Origin of the sequence: Streptomyces xiaopingdaonensis (genome assembly GCF_000262345.1) — a bacterium.
Lineage (GTDB): Bacteria > Actinomycetota > Actinomycetes > Streptomycetales > Streptomycetaceae > Streptomyces > Streptomyces xiaopingdaonensis.
The window spans coordinates 1-17,079 of record NZ_AJTQ01000098.1 but is presented as its reverse complement, the minus strand read 5'-3'; the positions used below and the strand labels follow the sequence as shown (position 1 = coordinate 17,079).

Genomic DNA, 17,079 nt, shown 5'->3' with positions numbered 1-17,079 from the left:
CGCCGCCTCGGCCGAGGGACGGGGCGGGCCCGCGCCGGCCGCCGACCCGGGCGGGATCGTCGCCGCCGAACCGAGCGAGTTCCGGTTGTCCCTGGGCATACCGACGGCCACCGAGGCGTGGCGGATCGAGTACGCGTCCACGGCCGCCGACGGGAGCAGCAACACCGTCTCCGGGAGCGTCATCGTCCCCAAGGACCTGCGCAAGGGCCCCCGTCCGCTGGTGACGTACGCCGTCGGCACCGTCGGGATGGGCGACCAGTGCGCCCCGTCCGCGACCAACCCCGCGGGCGGGACCGTCGAGAGCCTGCTCATCAACAACGCGCTGCTGCGCGGGTGGGCCGTGGCCCTCACCGACTACGAGGGGCTCGGCACGCCCGGCGACCACACCTACACGGTCGGCAGGGCCGCGGGCACGGCCGTCCTCGACGCGGCGCGCGCCGCGCAGCAGTTGCCGGCTGCGCAGGATCGGGGCGTCGGGCCCGACTCGCCCGTCGGCATCATGGGGTACTCGCAGGGCGGCCAGGCGAGCGCCTGGGCGGCGGAGCTGCACGCCTCGTACGCGCCCGAGCTGGACGTCAAGGGCGTGGCGAGCGGCGGCGTCCCCGCCGAACTCACCGCCGTCGCCGACCACAACGACGGGGGCGACAACGCCGGCTTCGTCCTGATGTCGGCGATCGGCCACGACGCCGCCTACCCGGAACTCGGCCTCGACGGCTACCTCAACGACAAGGGCCGCGCCCTCATCGCGGAGACCCGCGAGGGGTGCACGGACGAGATCCTCGACTCGGCAGCGGGCGAGACGATCGCGGAGAACACCACGCGCAACCCGCTGGAGGAGCCGGACTGGCAGCAGCGCCTCGCCGAGTCCACCCTCGGCACACAGGCACCCGGCTTCCCGGCGTACGTCTACCACGGCGGCTCGGACGAGATCATCCCGCGCCGCCTCGGCGAGGGGCTCCGCGACGACTGGTGTGCGCGGGGCAACCCCGTCAAGTGGCGCTCGTTCGGCGGGCAGAGCCACGTGGGGACGGCGATCCTCGGGTCGCTGCCCGCGGTGCGGTTCCTCGGTGAGCGCTTCGAGGGCGGCGCCGTCGAGGACGACTGCGGCTGAGGCCGCCGCGCGGCGGCGCGTCCCGCACGCGCCGCCGCGCGGACTCGGCTTCTACAGACGGGCGTTGACCAGCTCGGTCACGTGCCGCTGACCGGCTGCCGTCGGGTGGAGCGGGGCGCCGTTGGAGAGCGGGAGGAGGCCGTCGACCCACCGGTTGCTCGGCGCCTGGCAGGCGTCGTGGCCCCGGGTCGTGCCCGGGTCGACGAAGTCGAAGCCGGCCGCCGCCGCGCGGTCGCCGACCATGGCGTTGAGCTTGTCCTGGACGCCGTTGATGTACGCGACGTCGCCGGCGGAGATCGGGACAGCCGGCCAGCACCCGGTGTCAGGGGGCAGGATGCGCAGGTACCCGGTGACGACGACCCGGGCGTCCGGGGCACGTTCGGCCACGCCGGCGAGGACCTCGTCGATCTTGGGGGCGGTGTCCGCGATGCGCTGGGCGAGCCGGTCGGTACCGCCCTCGGTGTAGTGGTCCTCGCACGGCGTGCCCTCGGGGTCGGGGACGCTGCGCAGGGCGCAGGTGAGAGCGATGTCGGCGAAGCCGACGTCGTTGCCGCCTACGGTGAGGGTGACGAGGTCGGTGTCCGGGGTGACCGACTCCAGTTGGGGGTCGAGGACGCCGCCGGTGACGGCGCCCGCGCAGGTGGCGTCGACGAACTCGGCGCCTTCGAGGCCGTCGGCGACGAGCGCGGGGTAGTTGTCGCGCGAGCGCAGGCACCCGGTCTCCGGGTCGATGACGGTCTTGGTGAGGGAGCCGAGCGAGGCGTACGAGTCGCCGAGGGCGACGTAGCGCTCCAAGGGGGCCGCGGTCTCGGCCCCGGCGGTGACGGGGGTCAGCAGCACGGCGGCGAAGGCTGCCGAGCACAGGGCAAGTAGACGTCTGGCACGCACGGTTGGGCCTCCTGACTACTCTCCGGTAAACGAACCGAAGATAGAGGCAGACCCCCGCACACTCAACGCTGCGGACAGAAATGCTCCGGAGGTGGCAAACCAGGGAGCACTCCGCTCTTTTCGCCGGCCCCGCGACGCGTCAGGGCTTGCGCGCCACCGCCGCGTACGAACCGACCTGCGCGGGCTCCCACTTGGCGTGCTCCTCCTCGTCCGAGTGGTCGGGTCGCCACTCGTCGGCGACCACCACCCCGGGCTCCAGCAGGTCCAGACCGTCGAGGAAGCGGACGAACTCCGCGCGCGTGCGCGCCTGGAAGGGGGTGCCGCTGCGCCGGTAGACCCCCTCGCCCCGCCGGGTGTCCTCGGGGGCGAAGTCCGGCGTGATGTGGGAGAGCGCGAGGTGGCTGCCGGAGGGGAGGCGCGCGCACATGTCGCGGACGAGCGCGTACGGCTCGCGCTCGTCCGGGGCGAAGTGGAGGAGCGCGAAGAAGCAGAGCGCGACCGGCTGCGAGAGGTCGAACGTGCCGGTGACAGCGGGGTGTCGGAGCACGTCCTCGGTGAACGCGTCGGCTTCGACGTAGGCGGTGCCGCCCTCGGGCGTGCCGTGGGTCAGGACGTCGACGTACTCGACGACCATGGGGTCGTTGTCCACGTAGACGACCCGGCACTCCGGGGCCACCTCCTGCACCACCTGGTGCAGGTTGGGCGCGGTCGGGATGCCGGCGCCGAGGTCGAGGAACTGGCGTACCCCGGCCTCTGCGAGGGCGCGTGCGGCCCGGCGCATGAAGGCGCGGTTGGCGCGCGCGGCGGTGCGGACGTTCTCCGAGAGGGCCAGGACCTCCTCCGCGGCCGCGCGGTCGGCCGGGAACCAGTCTTTGCCGCCAAGGTAGTAGTCGTACATCCGCGCGGGGTGCGCGCGTAAGGTGTCGATCTCGTTTCCGCGGTCGCTCATGCTGCTCCTTCTCGTCTCGGTCGCAGGTCGCTCTCGGTGTGACTGCTCCCGGTACGCGAACCGCTCCCCGGGTCGGCAGGAGTTGACGCGTCGGACGAGCGCGGGAGCCGTTCCGGAGGGGGCCTTCAGCCGCCGTACTCCTTGTGGAGCCGCTCCAGGTAGCCGCGGAGGTCGGGCAGGTGCTGGTGGGCCAGGCGGGAGGCGCGGATGTGGGCCTCCAGGTGGGTCGTGACGTCCTCGGGCTCGTCGAGGTAGGAGGCCGAGGTGAGGCCCTCCGTGTAGACGATGTCCTGGAGTTCGGGCTCGTCGAAGCGGAAGTAGGTGAAGTGGCCGGCCGCCGCGGTGTGCGGGCCCGCGCCGAGCGGGAGGACGCGTATCGTCAGCTCCGGGAGGTCCATCGCCTCCAGCAGGTGCTCGATCTGGCCGCGCATCACCTCCGGGCCCCCGACGACGCGGCGGAGCGAGGTCTCCTCCATCACCACCCAGATCGTGGGGCGTTCGGGGCGTTCCAGCAGGTCCTGACGCCGCAGGCGGATGTCGACGCGGCGCTCCAGCTCGTCCTCCGGCTCGTTGGGGAAGCCCGCGCGCATCACGGCCCGGGAGTAGTCGCGGGTCTGGAGTATGCCGGTGACGTAGTGGGGCTCGTAGGTGCGGAGCAGGCGGGCGCCGCTCTCCAGGCTGACGTAGGCGCGGAACCAGGTCGGCAGCGCGTCGCGGAACGGGTGCCACCAGCCCGGCTGGTTGGCGCGCTCGGCCATCTCGAGGAACTCGGCGGCCTCGTCGGCCGGGACCTCGTAGAGGCGGAGGAGTTCCTTGACGTAGAGCGTCTTGAGGCCGACCTGCGCGTTCTCGATGCGCCGTACCGTGAGTTCGCCGGTGCCGAGGGCTTTCGACGCGGCCTTGAGCGAGACGTCGCGCGCGAGGCGCAGCTCCTTGAGGCGTCTCGCGAGGATGATCCGCAGCACCGTGGGGGTGCTGGAGCCGGTCGGCAGTTCGCTCATCCGCTTCTCTCCCCCACCACGACACGTGAACCCAACGCGTCGGTTTTCCACGGGAGTTGGGTCATGCACAGCGGATACGTACCCCGCTCGGACCGCCGCGAAATTATCAGAACGGTGGACGGGTAGGTAGCCCCGCCGCACCGTACCGGCCGACGCAGGGGCCTCCGCTTCCCGTCGGACGCGCCCAACAGAGCTGCGCCGGCGGACAGTTGTCGACCCCCTTGGAGCGTAGGGGGCGTACGGGGAGTAAGGAAAGCCGGGTGGGCACTCCCGGCGAATGCCCCGCGCGCCTTCAGCTCCCGAACGGACGGCGCTGCTCCGCGACCACGCACAGTGCTTATGACGCGGAGCCGGGCGCACCCACCGCTCCTCCGCGCGCCCACCGAAGCGGAAGCGGATGCGCCGGAGCCAACAGGACGGTCCGCAAGCGGCGTCCGGGACATCGCAGCACCGCAACGGGCCTCCGGGGAAGACCGGCGCCGCGCTGATGCATCCCCTCCGAACCGATCGACGGGAAATTATCAGATTGATACTTGCGAGCAGAACCACGGGCAGCGCATAGTGAACACCAGACCCGGTGCACCAATATCCGTGCGGCCAGGGGCAGTTGGACGTCCGATGACGTGCGTCCAAGTGACCCACCGCGTAGTTCGCCGCCGGAGACGCCGCCCGCGGGAGGCAGCCGGCGCGCACCGCACCTTCCCCATGGAGGCGACACGCGTGCCCAGCTCCCCACTCGACGCCACGTCGTTCTCCGGGCGCCCGGCACTCGAGTCGAGCCCCGAACACCGCTGGCACCTGCCGGCACGCCACCCCAGCGTGCGGCGTGCCAGGCACACCCTGGACACCTGGCTCAGCGAGCACAGCGTGCCGCCGGACACCCGGGAGACCGCCGTGCTGATCCTCTCCGAACTCGCCACCAACGCGATCACGCACACCAACAGCGCCACCGTGACGTGCCGAATATGCCTGCTGCCGCAGGGACTCCACGTCGAGGTGCACGACCACGACCCTGTCGGCAGCGCACCGCACCGCCGCTCGCCCGGTCCCGAGGCCGAGCACGGACGCGGACTCCACATCGTGGACAGCCTCGCCGAGAACTGGGGCGTCAGCACCACGCCCCACACGCACGGCCACGCGGTCTGGGCCCAACTCCCCAGCAGCAGGCGGCACGCCGCGCTGGAGAACGCGCACCCCGGCCGCGACGTCGTCTACGGCACCGGCTGGATCACGGAGGCCGGCGAGGCAGCAACGGACTGACCGGCCCACCGCGGGCCCTGGGCCCGCGTCCGCGGACCGGGCGGGCGAGGCGGCGGCGTACGCACGGGGGTCGTACGCCGCCGGCCTCGCCCGCTCTTTGCGTTGCACCGGCCCGCAGGCAGGGGCCCCGCGCGCCCGCCTGCCGTACGGCGGCGTGCTTGCCTCCGCTCTCCCTGCGCCGCCCGGGTATCGGCCTGAGGGGCACCTTCCGCCACGGCGAGGACGGCCGCCCTCTCGGCCGGTGCCCCGCCTACGGGGCGCCGGAGCCTACGGGACGCCGGACCGCGGCGCGCTCTCCGATTCGGCGTCCTCGCCCGCCTCTTGCGGCTCCGGGCAGGTGGTGCCGCGGGGCACGCGGTAGGGGGCCGTGATGCGGTACGTGCCGGCTGCGGGGGCGTCGAGGACCGTCCAGGTGTCGAGGACGGGCTCGTCCTTGCCCTCGGGCGGCGGCCCCCCGATCGTCGGTTCCGCCTTGCGGAGGCAGCCGTGGACGTTCTGTTCGGGGGTCGCAGGGGAGCGGTACGGCTTCTCGTCCGCGTCGACGACAGAGAGCCACGGGGACCACGGCACCCGCAGCCGCACCTCGCCGGCGCGGGGGACCTTCACCGTCACGCCCTCGGGCCCTGCGCGCTCGACCTCGGCGGGCGGGGGGACGAGCGGCTGGGCGCCCCGCACCTTGTACAGCCGCCAGTCCGAGTCCGACCAGACCTCGCGGAGGTAGGGCAGCCCCGAGCGGACGAGCGCCGCTTCCCGCTTGGCCGCGCCGTCGGGGCGCTCCTCCTCGGGGAGCACCACGTACCGCACGGCCCAGCGGCGCAGCCACTCGTGGTAGGTGGCGGGGGTGAGGCTCCCGTCGTCGTAGAAGAGGGGGTTGCGGTCGCGATCCGCCTGACGGTTCCAGCCCCGGGCGAGGTTGACGTACGGCGCGAGCGCGGAGGACTCGCGGTGGCTCGCGGCCGGCACCACCTCGACGCGCGACTTGTCCGCGTCCCTGCGCTCCAACTGGTCGACGAGGGGGGCGAGACTGGTCGCCCAGACCGGGTCGGGTGTGGTCCGGGCGATGTCCCAGACGGGCTTGCTGATCTGCCAGCCCATCACCACGACGAGCGCGACGACCATCACGGCGCCGCGCCTGCTGCGCCAACCGCCCACCACCTTCGGCACCGCGGCGAGCAGCGCGACGGCGCCGAAGAGCAGCCCGAGCCGCTCGACGTTCGACCCGAGCTGGGAGGGAATGGCCCAGGTGAGGATGGTGCCGAGGCCGTAGACGGCGGCGCCGAGGCGGACCGTCCGCCACTCGCGCGGGACGAGCACCAGCACCGCGAGCGAGCAGAGCACCGGGAAGACGAGCGAGACCAGCGGCATCGGCTGGGTGCCCTGGAAGGGGAAGAAGAACGCGGAGAACGCCACCACGACGGGCGGCCCCACGGCGAGCGCCACCGCGGCCTTCCGCCGCCCCGAGAGCAGCAGCGCCCCCGCGACGACCTCGAGGAAGAGCCCGGCGACGGGGCTGCCGGCCGTCGCCAGGCAGGCGAAGAGGACGGTCGCCAGCGCGCGCGGCACCTGCCCGCGCCCCGAGGCGCGCAGCCGTCTCGGCCACGCCCAGATGACGGCGACGGCGGCGAGACCGAAGAGCACCCCCAGCGCGAAGGTCACCCGCCCGGAAGCAGCGTTGCAGGCGAAGGCGAGGGCGCCCCACAGCGCGGGCAGCAACGCGCGCTCCACGCGCCGCTCCAGGACGAGCCCCAGCAGCCAGGCGGAGAGGACGCCGGCGAGTATCAGCGTGGTGCGGACGCCGATCGCCGCCATGATGTACGGCGAGACGACGCTGTAGGAGACGGGGTGCATCCCGCCGTACCACGCCAGGTTGTAGGCGGAGCCGGGGTGTTGGGCGGAGAACTCGGCCCAGGCGTCCTGCGCCGCCAGGTCGCCGCCGCCCGAGGCGAAGAGCCACAGCCAGAGCAGGTGGAGCGCCGCCGCGAGGAGCGCCGCCGCGTACGCGGGGCGGCGCCAGGTGCGCCCGAAGGCCGCGAGCACACCGCGCAGCCGGCCGGCACCGGGAGGCCCCGCGCCCGAACTCCCGGGCGCGGCAGCGCGATCGGTCGGCGCGGCGCCGTCCTCCTCGCCGTCCTCCGAAGCCTGCGGCTGCTGCACAGTGGTCACTGCGCCAACCCCCCATGCGGTTCAAGTGGGACGTAATGACGCTACCCGACACCGCCGACAACGGCCTCCGGCTCGGACCGCCGAGGGGACGTCGCACGCGCGTCGGCCCCGTGCCGCCGGGGCGGGCGCTCCGGCGGCACGACGGCTCAGAACAGGTGCGTCAACTTCGAGCCGAAACCGGGCTCGGTGAGGTCCTCCTTCAGCACCACGGGGACCTTGACCTGTCCCGGGCCCTCGCCCGCGGTGAGTTCGCCGACGCGGTCGCCCGCCGACGCCTCGTGCGGCACGCCGTCCTTCGCGGCGTCGAGGTCGAGGCGGACCTTGAGCCCGGCCCAGCCGACCGCCTCGACGTCCTTCGCCACGACCACCGGCGTCTTCCCGCCGAGTCGGTCGTCGACGTACCCGACGGTCTCGCCCTTCTCCAGCACCTTCACCGACTCCAGGCTGTCCTGCGCGGTGTCGATGAGCTTCTTGCTCTCGGCGAGCACGGTGTCGAGGATCGACGGCTTGTACTGCCCGAGCACCGCGCCGACGACGAGCTGGGTGGTCCCGCCGACCTCCTTCTCCGCGGCGAAGAGCAGGTTGCCGCCTGCCCGCGTCGTGGTGCCCGTCTTGATGCCGACCACCCCGTCGAGCGGAACGAGCTTGTTCCAGTTGGGCTGCACTTCGCCCTTTGCGTCCGTGTACTGGGGCTGACGCACGACCTCGCGGAAGAGCGGGTTCTCCATCACCTTCTTGCCGAGCTTCACCTGGTCCTCGGCCGTGCTCACCGTCTCCACCTTCAGCCCGCTGGGGTCGGTGTAGGTGGTGTTCTCCATCCCGAGGTCCTTGGCGGCCTCGTTCATCTTCTTGACGAATGCCTTCTCGGAGCCCGCGTCCCAACGGGCCAGCAGCCGGGCGACGTTGTTCGCCGAGGCGATCATGATGGCGTCGAGCGCCTCGCGTTGGGTGATCTTGTCGCCCTCCTCGACCTCCACGGTCGACTCGTTCTGCGCGCTGAGCCCCGCGTCCTCCTCGGCCTTGCGGTCGACGGGGATCACGGCGCCCTTGCCTTTCTTCACCGGGTGGTCGCGGAGTATGACGTAGGCCGTCATCACCTTCGCGACGCTGGCGATCGGCACCGGCTTCTGCTCGCCGTGCGTGCCGAACGAGCCGAGCCCCGAGACGTCGACGACGGCCTGCCCCTCCGAAGGCCACGGCATGGCGGGCTCGTCGCCCTCGAACGTGTACGTCTTCGCCGCGGTGAGCTCCAGCGACGCGTCCGGCAGCGGACGCACCGCCTGGACGACGACGAAGACCACGGCGAGCAGGAGGACGAGCGGCGTCCAGATCTTCACCCTGCGGACCGCGGTGCGCAGCGGCGTCTCGGGCGGCGGCGGGGTGTTGGTGAGCTGCGCGAGCAGGTCGAGCGGCTGCGGCTCGGGCGCCGGCTGCTGCCTCGTCCGCTCCGCCTCGCCCTCGGCAGGGAGCGCGCCGGGCTCGGGCGGCCGCGCGCCCGGCTCCTCGCCCGGCACCTTCGTGCCTTCGGGCGGTGAAGACGGAGGCGGGCCCGCGGGCTTCGGCGGGACCGAGGGGGGCGGCGGGACCGCCTTCGCTTCACGGGCGGAGTCGTCGAGCGACTTCAGCGGGACGAACTGGCTCGTCCGCTCGGCTTCGCTCTCGGCCCCGTCGGGCTTCTTCTCGCCACCGGGTGAACTTTCCTGCTTTTCCTGGGACTTATTCGGTTCGTCCCGTTTGCCGCTTTCGTCTTTTGCGTCCCGCGCCTCCTTGGCGCTCGCGCCTTCGGCGCCCGAACTCCCCGCTGCCGTGCCGGAGTCCTTCGCCCCACCGCTTCCGGCGCCCTTCTCCGCCGGGGAACCCGTCCGCGGGTCCTTCCCCCGGCCGCCGCCGGACGACGCCTTCCCCGGTGCGAACGAGCGGATGGCTGTCGTCGGTTGGTCCACGGGACGCCCGGCGCCCTCCTTCGCCCCGGCGCCGTCGCCCTCCTCGGGTTCGGTGCCTCCGGGCCCGGCGCCCTCGTCCGAGCCGGCACCGTCGCCATCCCCGGACGCGTCACCTACGGACCCGGCGCCCGAGTACCCGGACCCGGCGCCCGACGCGCCCGCCCGGGGCGAGGGCCCCGAACCCGCTTCGCCGCCGGCGGAGTCGGAGGCTGCCTTCCGCTCCCCGGCGTCCTCGCCTTCCCCTGCGGCCCCGTCGGACTCGCCCGCGGCCTCCTCGGACACCGAGGCCCTCCGTGCCTCCTTGGCCGAGCCGAAGAACGCCGTCGTCATCCGCTCGGCGCGGCGTGCGGCGGCGTCCTCGTCGTCGGGCGACGGCTCCTCGCGGCGGACGGCGCTGAACATCGCGGTCGGCTGGTCGGGCTCCGGCTCGGGCGCGCTCTTCGGGCGCACGGGCAGTCCGGACTCCGCTTCGGTGTCCGAAGGTCGGGGCCCGTCCCCGTTGCTCTCCGTGCGCGCGGCGGAGCTCCCGCCCGCTTCGTCGTCCACTGCTTCGCCCTCCGCGCCTTCGGAGGGGCTGATTCCGCCCTCGTCCCGGTCTCCGGCGACCCAGGCGGCCACCACCGCTTTCAGGCGCTCGTCGCCCTCGCCGGGGCCGCCTTCCGCGTCCCCGCCGCCTTCCGCCGACTCCTCGGGGCGTTCCTCGTCCGGGGGCTCAACTCCCTTGCCACCGGCCGGTGCCCGTGCCTCGTCGGCGTCCGGCGCCGCTTCCGCTCCGCTCTCGTCGCGCTCGGGCGCGTCGTCCGACGCCGCCTTCTCCGGGCCGGCAGTCGGGGACTGCTTTTCGGCCGTCTCCTCGGGTCGCGCAACCGACCCGTCGTCCCGAGTCGTCTCCCCCGACGACTTCTCCCGCTCCGACCTGCCGGGGGACTCGCCCGCCACCGATGCCTCCTGATGCTCCTGCTACGCGCCGCTGCCCTACCAGTTAACAGTGTCCAGCGCACCGCCCTCGCCGCGGAGTGCCGCCGATGCGCTTCGGGTCGGCCCGTGGGCTCTCCCACCCGCGAGACGAGAACGACATAGCTACTGGTTCCCGCACATAACGACCGCGCACTCTCGACAGACCATTGTGAGAGGCGTCACCCTGTCATGCATCCACGCGGGGAGGCATGGATGGGCAGGAGCCGCAGAACAATTCCGGAGGAGCTTCTGCTGCTCGCCTTGGACCCGGCCACGGGCACCACGGCGCAGCCGCAGTCGCTCGACCTCGGCCTGGCCGGTGCACAGCTAGTGGAGCTGGCGCTGGCGGGACGGATAGCCCCAGACGGGGATCGTATCGCCGTGGTGTTGCCGCGGCCGACAGGAGATCCGACGCTGGACTCCGCACTGGAACTGCTGCGCAGGCGTGGCAGTCCCGTACGCGCGGTCCACTGGATCGGCGGGCCCCGCTTGGGACTTCGCCAAACCTATCTCACACACCTGGAGCGGTGCGGCATGGTGCATGCCGTCGCCGGCCAGATGTGCGGAGTACTTCCGACGACGCGCTACCAGGCGACGGACACGGCGATCAGCAGGGAGATAAGGGCCCGGCTCGATTCCGCGATCCGCACCGGCGTCCCACCGGACCCACGGACGGCGGCGCTCGCTGCGCTCGCCCACGCGGTGGGGCTCGGAAAGCACCTCTACCCCGGGAACGAGGGGCGGTCCTGCCGCTCCCGGCTCCGGGACCTGATCAGGCACGACCCGATGGGCGGCCTCGTCGCGCACGCGGTGATGGACGTCCAGAACGGCGCGGGCCCGCAGCCGCGCCGTGCGCCGAACGGTGGGGCACCGCCCCGCAAGAACGGAGCCGTCCGCGCGACGGCCGGCGCACCGGCGCACGCGCCGGAGCACCCCGAGCACCAACCACGGCACCCTGCGGGAGGGATGGCGCGGGCCGGCGCCCGCTGATTCCCCTCCGCCGTACGCGCGCGGCGTGATCCCGCGCCCGAACTGCACGCGTACACAGACGAGTTCGCGTCCACCGTCCGGCGGCCGCGGCGGGCCGGGCACGACGCCCGCCCGTTCGGGCCTCCGGACGGCCGGGCGCGTGCCGCGTCCCCGCCCGGGGAACGCACGCCGGAGCACGCCCCACGGACGGCGCGCACGCCGGACACCTCCGTACAGCGCACCACCGGCAGCCGCACGGGAAGCCGCACCACCGTGGCCCCACCCCGGCGCGGCCCCGCCGTGCCCGAACCTGCACCCTCTGTCGCCATTCGCCAGCGGTGGGCCACGTGTTGGTGGCAATCTGCTGGAGTTGTCGTACTTAAAGCGGAGGTGCAGTTTCGTGGCGCCCAACGTCAATCCCACCGTCCGACGCCGCCGTCTCGGCCAGGAGCTGCGCCGGCTCCGCGAGTTGAGAGGCATGACGGCCGAGGAGGTGGCCGAGCGGCTGCTCGTCTCCCAGTCGAAGATCAGCAGACTGGAGAACGGCCGCCGCAGCATCAGTCAGCGGGACGTCCGCGACCTGTGCGGCGTCTACGAGGTCGAGGACCGCCGCATCGTCGACTCCCTGATGCAGATGGCGAAGGAGTCACGGCAGCAGGGCTGGTGGCACGCCTTCGGCGACATCCCCTACAGCGTCTACATCGGCCTGGAGACGGACGCCGCCTCGCTCCGCGTCTACGAACCCCAGGTCGTCCCCGGGCTGTTGCAGACGCACGCGTACGCGGAGGCCGTGGTCGCCGGCGCGCTCCCGGAGGCGACCCCCAAGGACATCCAGCGTCGCGTGGAGGTGCGCATAAGGCGCCAGGAGCGCATCCGGGAGTCCAAGCACCCGCTCCGCCTGTGGGCCGTGCTCGACGAGTCCGTGCTCCGTCGGGAGGTCGGCGGAAGACAGGTGATGGCCGAGCAGTTGGAGCACCTCAATCAGCTCACCAGACTTCCGCACGTCACGGTGCAGGTGATGCCGTTCACCATGGGCGCGCACCCGGGCGTCAACGGGCAGTACGCGATCCTGGAGTTCCCCGAGGCGTCGGACTCGACCGTGATCTACCTCGAAGGGGTCACCAGCGACCTCTACTTGGAGAAGGCCAACGACGTGCAGAGCTACAGCGTCATGTACGAGCACCTGCGGGCGCAGGCGCTCAACGCGGACCAGACACGGGAGTTCGTCGAGAAGGTCGCCAAGGAATACGCGCGCGGCTGAGGACGGGAGGGTAGTCCTACGGACCTTGCGGTGTGAAGTGCCCTCTGGAATATGCCATCCGGTCGGGTGAACGAGCGCGTGATCACGCTTCGACGACGCGTAACGTCCCGCCAAGTCCTGACGAACCGGAACCACCGGAGCACTCATGTCACTTCAGCAGGGAAAGACACGCCGCTGGACCAAGTCCAGCCACTCGACGGGCAACGGGGCCTGTGTGGAGGTCTGCTCGCCGGGCGTACGGCTCGTGGCCGTACGGGACTCCAAGGACCCGGCCCGCACCCCGCTCGCCTTCGGCCCGCGCGCATGGCGCGGCTTCGTCACCGGATTCGGTGAGGGCCGGCAGACCGTCTGACGCCGCGTCCCGGCCCCCTCTCGACTGGCCCGCCGTCCCGGCCGAGGGGGGTCGGACCCCCTTCAGCCGGCCCTGCCCGGCGAGTTGGCCGCGTCGTCGCGCTCCCCCGCGGCGTCGAGGCACCGGCGGTACGGGTTGGTGAGGTGCCGTGTGCGGACGGCGGCGGCAGCCCCGAGGAGCGAGCATGCCGCGCCGAGGACGAAGCAGACGAGCAGCGTCACCCGCCACGAGACGAGCAGCGCCGCCGTGCTGACGCCGAGTACGGACAGGTAGCAGAGGAAGACAACGGAAAGGCAGCCGAGCGAGGTCTCCGCGGACGAGCCGTTCTCCGGCTCGGTCGCCGCGAGCCAGATCGACAGCACGAAGACGGCCGCCGCCACCCACCCGGTCCAGGAGGGCCCCAGCCCGCCGAACCCCCACGTCTCCGTGCCGAAGAGGGTGTGCCAGCCGCGCAGCAGACCCAGCGCGCCGAGCGGCACCCCCAGGCCCCCGACTCCCACGACCGTCGCCCAGCGGCGCAGCCGTGCGGGCTCCCGCGGTGCCTCCTGGTGCGCGCTCCGCCACTTGTCGGCGGCGAGCCGGTCGGGTTCCACCTGGCCGAAGAGCTCGACGACGAGGGCGGCGACCTGCGTGGGCAGGCGCTCGAGGAGCAGCAGGTGCGTCTCGGGCACCGCGGTGACGCCGTCCACCGCCAACCTCTCGGGGAGCGGCGCCAGTCGGGGCCCCTCCGCCTGGTTGCGCCAGGCCCCTGCCTCCGTCCCGAGGACGGGCAGGGCCACCCGCACGTCCACCTCCTCGACATCGCGTGCGGCACGCAGGTGCAGCGTCGTGGTGCTGCCGCCCCAGCTCCCCGGGGGCCGCGACAGCAGCAAGGCCACGGCGCCGACCGTGCGCACCAGCCCCGGCTCCGGGCCGTACGGCCGCCACACCCAGTGGAACGCCGCCTCGTCCGAGGACGGCTCGCCCGGCGGCGTCCAACGGCGCAGCCCCTCCTCGACGTGCGGCAACCGCAGCAGCGAGGCGAGCTGCCACGCGCAGCGCCACACGAGCTCGTCGTAGACCGCCACCCGCACCGCGCACACCTCGGCGGCCATGGCGTGGAGCGCATCCACGCCGCCCTCCCCGGCCTGCGCCGCCAGCGCGTCGACGGCCCACACGGCTCGCCTGCGCACCGCCGACTCCAGTGCGGGGACGGCGACTTCGCCCATGCCGACGAGCGCCGCCCAGCAGTAGTCGCCAGGAGTGCGGACGCCGTACGCCAGCGCCTCGGCGGCCTCGGGGCGCCCGGTGTGCGCCAGCGCCTCGGCCGCGCGCATCCGGACCGGTAGGGGATGCGCGTCGAGGCGTTGCACCAAGGCGTCGAGCACGCGGTTGCCGCGGTGGGAGCGGACGGCGGCGAGGCGCCCCAGCGACCTCCAGCGGGTGGACTCGCCGTCGTCCGCCAGGAAGTGCGCGACGATCGACTCGGCGAGCCGAGCGTTGACGCTCGTCGCGTCGCCGAGGCACTCCAGTGCGAGGAGCTGCTCCTCGTCGTCGCCCGACTCGAAGAGTTCGCGGACCACGTCGGTGCACTCGACCGAGGCGACGGCGCACCACAGCTTCACCGTCTCGCGCCAACCCTCGGGATCGGCACGGAAGTTGGCGAGCAGGCGCCTCGGGCTGTCGTGGAGCTCCTGGGCCGCGAGGAACTCCTGGAGGGTGAGGTGTGCGAAGGCGTAGTGCTCGCCGACTCTGTCGACGGGGAGCAGCAACTGACTGCGCTGCACGATCTCGTCGAGGATCGGCTCGCGGTCCGCCTCCGTGAGGTTGAGGTCGGGGAGCGCCTCGGTGAGGACGCCGTCGAGCCGGGTCCGGGTGAGGATGAGGCGGTTGCTCGCGTACGGCTCCTGGAGCGCGAGCGCCAGTCTCCGCAACACCATGAGCTTGCGCTGCGGGCGGTAGCGGCCGAGCGACTCGCCCCGGTGCAGGCGCTGGTCGCGGGTGAGGAGGTGGTCGACCGCGAGGCGGTAGAAGGCGGCCCGGGAGGTCGGCAGCGGGCCGACGTCGTCGACGCGCACCTCGGCCTGGAGGTAGGCGATCATCGTGAGCATCAGGGGGCTGCGGGCGAGCAGTATCAACTCGGGGTTCTCGCGCAGCGCGTTGAAGACCCGGTCGACGCCGACGAGCCGGTTGGCGGCGCCGAGGTTGTGCCAGTTGTACAGGAAGGTGCGGATCGAGGCGTCTTCGAACTCGGCGATGCGCAGTACCGTCGGGAACTCCTCGCCGAGCTGGCCCGTCCACGCGGCGCCGCGGCAGGTGACGACGATCGGGCATGCGGAGAACTCCTCGGCGAAATCGCGGAGTTGGCGCGCCACACGGTCGCGGTGCTCGCCCGCCACCTCGTCGAGGCCGTCGAAGAAGACGCGCAGCCCACCCTCGTCCAGCACCCGGTCGGCGAACTCTTCAGGCGTCTTCACCCCGCCCTTGCGCAGCTCGTCGACGAGGAGCGTCCGCAGCTCGACGGGGCCCTCGTTGCAGCGGTGCAGGTTGACGAGGACGGGGACGCCGCCCGCGTCGTCCTCCGTCTCGGCCCACTCCAGCACGGTGCTCTTCAGCAGCAGCGACTTCCCCGCGCCCGGTTCGCCCAGCACGACGCACCGGTGCTGGCGCCGCAGCCGGTCGTGGAGCGCGTCGGGGCGGACGTTCGGGTCTGCCGAATCGGTGTACCGCAGCGGCACGTAGAGGCGCCTGATGTCGACGGAGCCCCCGTCGACGAACCCCAACCGGTGCTGCCGGTACCGCTCGACGGCACGCGCGCGGTAGCTGCGCAGCCCCCGGCCGCCCGGACGGCGCCTGAGCACCCGGCGCAGGAATCGCACGAGCAGCCCCGGCGTGCGCCCGGCCGCGACCTGCGCGAGACCGGAGAGGTACTCCTTGGCGAAGTAGGCGGCCACCAGCGCGAGAAGCGCCCCGAAGCCGTACGGCACGAGGTCTGCCGTCCATTCCCCCATGCGTCGATCGTACGCAACTTCCGTGTCTCCAGCCCCTGTTGGGGACGAGAAAAGCGGTTCAGGCGCCCCTCGGGTACCGGAGGGACCAGCCCTGCGCCACCGCCTGCGGCGTGTGCAGCGCCGCGCCCTGCGTCATCTCCATCGCGAAGTCGTCGGCGAGCTCCAGGATCGTGCCGCGGCCCTCCAACTCGGCGAGCCACGCGGGCGGCAGGGCCGTCTCGCCGTGGAGCGCGCCGAGGAGGTTGCCGCAGACCGCCGCGGTGGAGTCGCTGTCCCCTCCGTGGTTGACGGCGAGGAGCAGCCCGTGGCGGACGTCCTCGGCGACGAGCGCGCAGTAGACGCCGATGGCGAGTGCCTCCTCCGCTGCCCGCCCGTCGCCCAACGCGGCGATCCGCTCCGGCCCCGGGATGCCCTGCCGGACGGCACCGAGGGCGCGCTTGAGCGCCTCCGTCGTCTCCTCGTGACCCTGGCGCGTGGCGAGTTGGGCGAGCGTGCGCTGGACGGCGGAGTCGAGCGGCTCGCCACGCGCGAGCCCGTGGACGACGAGCGCGAAGGCGCCGGCGGCGAGCGTCCCCGAGGGGTGCCCGTGGGTCTGCGCCGCGCACTCGACGGCGAGTTGGAAGACGAGCTGCGGCTCCCAGCCGACGAGCAGCCCGAAGGGGGCGGAGCGCGTCACGGCGCCGCACCCCTTGGCGGCGGGGTTCTTCGGGTCGTCGAGCGTGCCCATGCGGGTGTCGCGGAGCGCGTCGACGCACTCCTTCTTCGGGGAGCGTTGCGTGTAGAGCCACTCCTGGCGGGCCAACCAGCCGTCCTCCGCGCGGCGTTCGTCGGGGCCCCAGTCGCGCTGGGTGGCGGCCCAGCGCAGGTAGGCGCGGTGGACGTCGGTCGGCGGGTGCCAGGAGCCGCCGTCGCGGCGGACGTGGGCGCGGACGAGCCCGTCCACGGTGAAGAGCGTCAGCTGCGTGTCGTCGGTGACGGCGCCCCGGCGCCCGTACGCCTCCCCGTAGTCGGTGACGCCCTCCGCGCCGTGCGCCTGCCGGATCGCCTCCAGCGAGTCGCGCTCGACCGACGCGCCGAGCGCGTCCCCGATCGCCCCGCCGAGGAGGCACCCGCGCACCCGGCTCCGGAAGTCCTGCTGCTCGGCACGGCCCCAACGCCCGCCCGCGACGGCGGGTATCGGCCCTGTCTCGCTCACGCCCCGTTCCCCTCCCTGGTTCTGCGAACCCCCTTGCGGG

The 17,079-nt window shown here is 73.0% G+C and carries 12 protein-coding genes; 5 read left to right on the top strand and 7 right to left on the bottom strand.

The window, feature by feature from the left end; genetic code table 11:
• Positions 1-1,111, top strand: a 1,111-nt coding sequence (locus tag UWG_RS29650) for a lipase family protein (protein WP_016906593.1), incomplete at its 5' end; no start/stop codon positions are given.
• 51 nt (positions 1,112-1,162) lie between these two features.
• Here the strand turns inward: UWG_RS29650 and UWG_RS0107530 are convergent.
• The 3 genes from UWG_RS0107530 to UWG_RS0107520 form a co-directional block, all read right to left on the bottom strand.
• Positions 1,163-1,999, bottom strand: coding sequence for an SGNH/GDSL hydrolase family protein (locus UWG_RS0107530; RefSeq protein WP_029391251.1), 837 nt, complete (start codon positions 1,997-1,999; stop codon positions 1,163-1,165).
• A 139-nt stretch (positions 2,000-2,138) separates the two neighbouring features.
• Positions 2,139-2,948 (bottom strand): SAM-dependent methyltransferase, encoded by an 810-nt coding sequence (locus tag UWG_RS0107525; RefSeq protein ID WP_016906591.1) that lies wholly within the window; start codon positions 2,946-2,948, stop codon positions 2,139-2,141.
• Between the two features lie 125 nt (positions 2,949-3,073).
• Entirely contained in the window at positions 3,074-3,949 is an 876-nt protein-coding gene (locus tag UWG_RS0107520) for a helix-turn-helix domain-containing protein (RefSeq protein ID WP_016906590.1), read from the bottom strand.
• A gap of 720 nt (positions 3,950-4,669) precedes the next feature.
• Here UWG_RS0107520 and UWG_RS0107515 point away from each other — a divergent pair.
• Complete coding sequence (locus tag UWG_RS0107515; protein ID WP_237720016.1) at positions 4,670-5,209, top strand: ATP-binding protein; 540 nt, start codon at positions 4,670-4,672, stop codon at positions 5,207-5,209.
• 267 nt (positions 5,210-5,476) lie between these two features.
• On the opposite strand, the gene UWG_RS0107510 is transcribed toward UWG_RS0107515, so the two are convergent.
• Both UWG_RS0107510 and UWG_RS0107505 read right to left on the bottom strand, forming a co-directional pair.
• On the bottom strand, positions 5,477-7,372 hold the full coding sequence (locus tag UWG_RS0107510; protein WP_016906588.1) for an MFS transporter: 1,896 nt from the start codon (positions 7,370-7,372) through the stop codon (positions 5,477-5,479).
• A 146-nt stretch (positions 7,373-7,518) separates the two neighbouring features.
• On the bottom strand, positions 7,519-10,254 hold the full coding sequence (locus UWG_RS0107505) for a D-alanyl-D-alanine carboxypeptidase (RefSeq protein ID WP_016906587.1): 2,736 nt from the start codon (positions 10,252-10,254) through the stop codon (positions 7,519-7,521).
• A 231-nt stretch (positions 10,255-10,485) separates the two neighbouring features.
• Here UWG_RS0107505 and UWG_RS0107500 point away from each other — a divergent pair, with 231 nt between their 5' ends.
• From UWG_RS0107500 to UWG_RS0107490, 3 genes are all read left to right on the top strand, one after another.
• Positions 10,486-11,262: a GOLPH3/VPS74 family protein gene (locus tag UWG_RS0107500; protein WP_029391250.1), complete on the top strand. Its 777-nt coding sequence runs from the start codon at positions 10,486-10,488 to the stop codon at positions 11,260-11,262.
• 379 nt (positions 11,263-11,641) lie between these two features.
• Entirely contained in the window at positions 11,642-12,502 is an 861-nt protein-coding gene (locus UWG_RS0107495; protein WP_016906585.1) for a helix-turn-helix domain-containing protein, read from the top strand.
• A 145-nt stretch (positions 12,503-12,647) separates the two neighbouring features.
• Complete coding sequence (locus UWG_RS0107490; RefSeq protein WP_016906584.1) at positions 12,648-12,854, top strand: DUF397 domain-containing protein; 207 nt, start codon at positions 12,648-12,650, stop codon at positions 12,852-12,854.
• 62 nt (positions 12,855-12,916) lie between these two features.
• Here UWG_RS0107490 and UWG_RS0107485 read toward each other — a convergent pair whose 3' ends face one another.
• Both UWG_RS0107485 and UWG_RS0107480 read right to left on the bottom strand, forming a co-directional pair.
• On the bottom strand, positions 12,917-15,844 hold the full coding sequence (locus tag UWG_RS0107485; RefSeq protein WP_016906583.1) for an NACHT domain-containing protein: 2,928 nt from the start codon (positions 15,842-15,844) through the stop codon (positions 12,917-12,919).
• 58 nt (positions 15,845-15,902) lie between these two features.
• Positions 15,903-17,039 (bottom strand): ADP-ribosylglycohydrolase family protein, encoded by a 1,137-nt coding sequence (locus UWG_RS0107480; RefSeq protein WP_016906582.1) that lies wholly within the window; start codon positions 17,037-17,039, stop codon positions 15,903-15,905.
• Positions 17,040-17,079: the final 40 nt, after the last annotated feature.

Coding starts and splice junctions, on each gene's coding strand:
- UWG_RS0107525 (WP_016906591.1), bottom strand. CDS start 2,948: ATGAGCGACCGCGGAAACGAGATCGACACCTTACGCGCGCACCCCGCG.
- UWG_RS0107520 (WP_016906590.1), bottom strand. CDS start 3,949: ATGAGCGAACTGCCGACCGGCTCCAGCACCCCCACGGTGCTGCGGATC.
- UWG_RS0107500 (WP_029391250.1), top strand. CDS start 10,486: ATGGGCAGGAGCCGCAGAACAATTCCGGAGGAGCTTCTGCTGCTCGCC.
- UWG_RS0107490 (WP_016906584.1), top strand. CDS start 12,648: ATGTCACTTCAGCAGGGAAAGACACGCCGCTGGACCAAGTCCAGCCAC.
- UWG_RS0107485 (WP_016906583.1), bottom strand. CDS start 15,844: ATGGGGGAATGGACGGCAGACCTCGTGCCGTACGGCTTCGGGGCGCTT.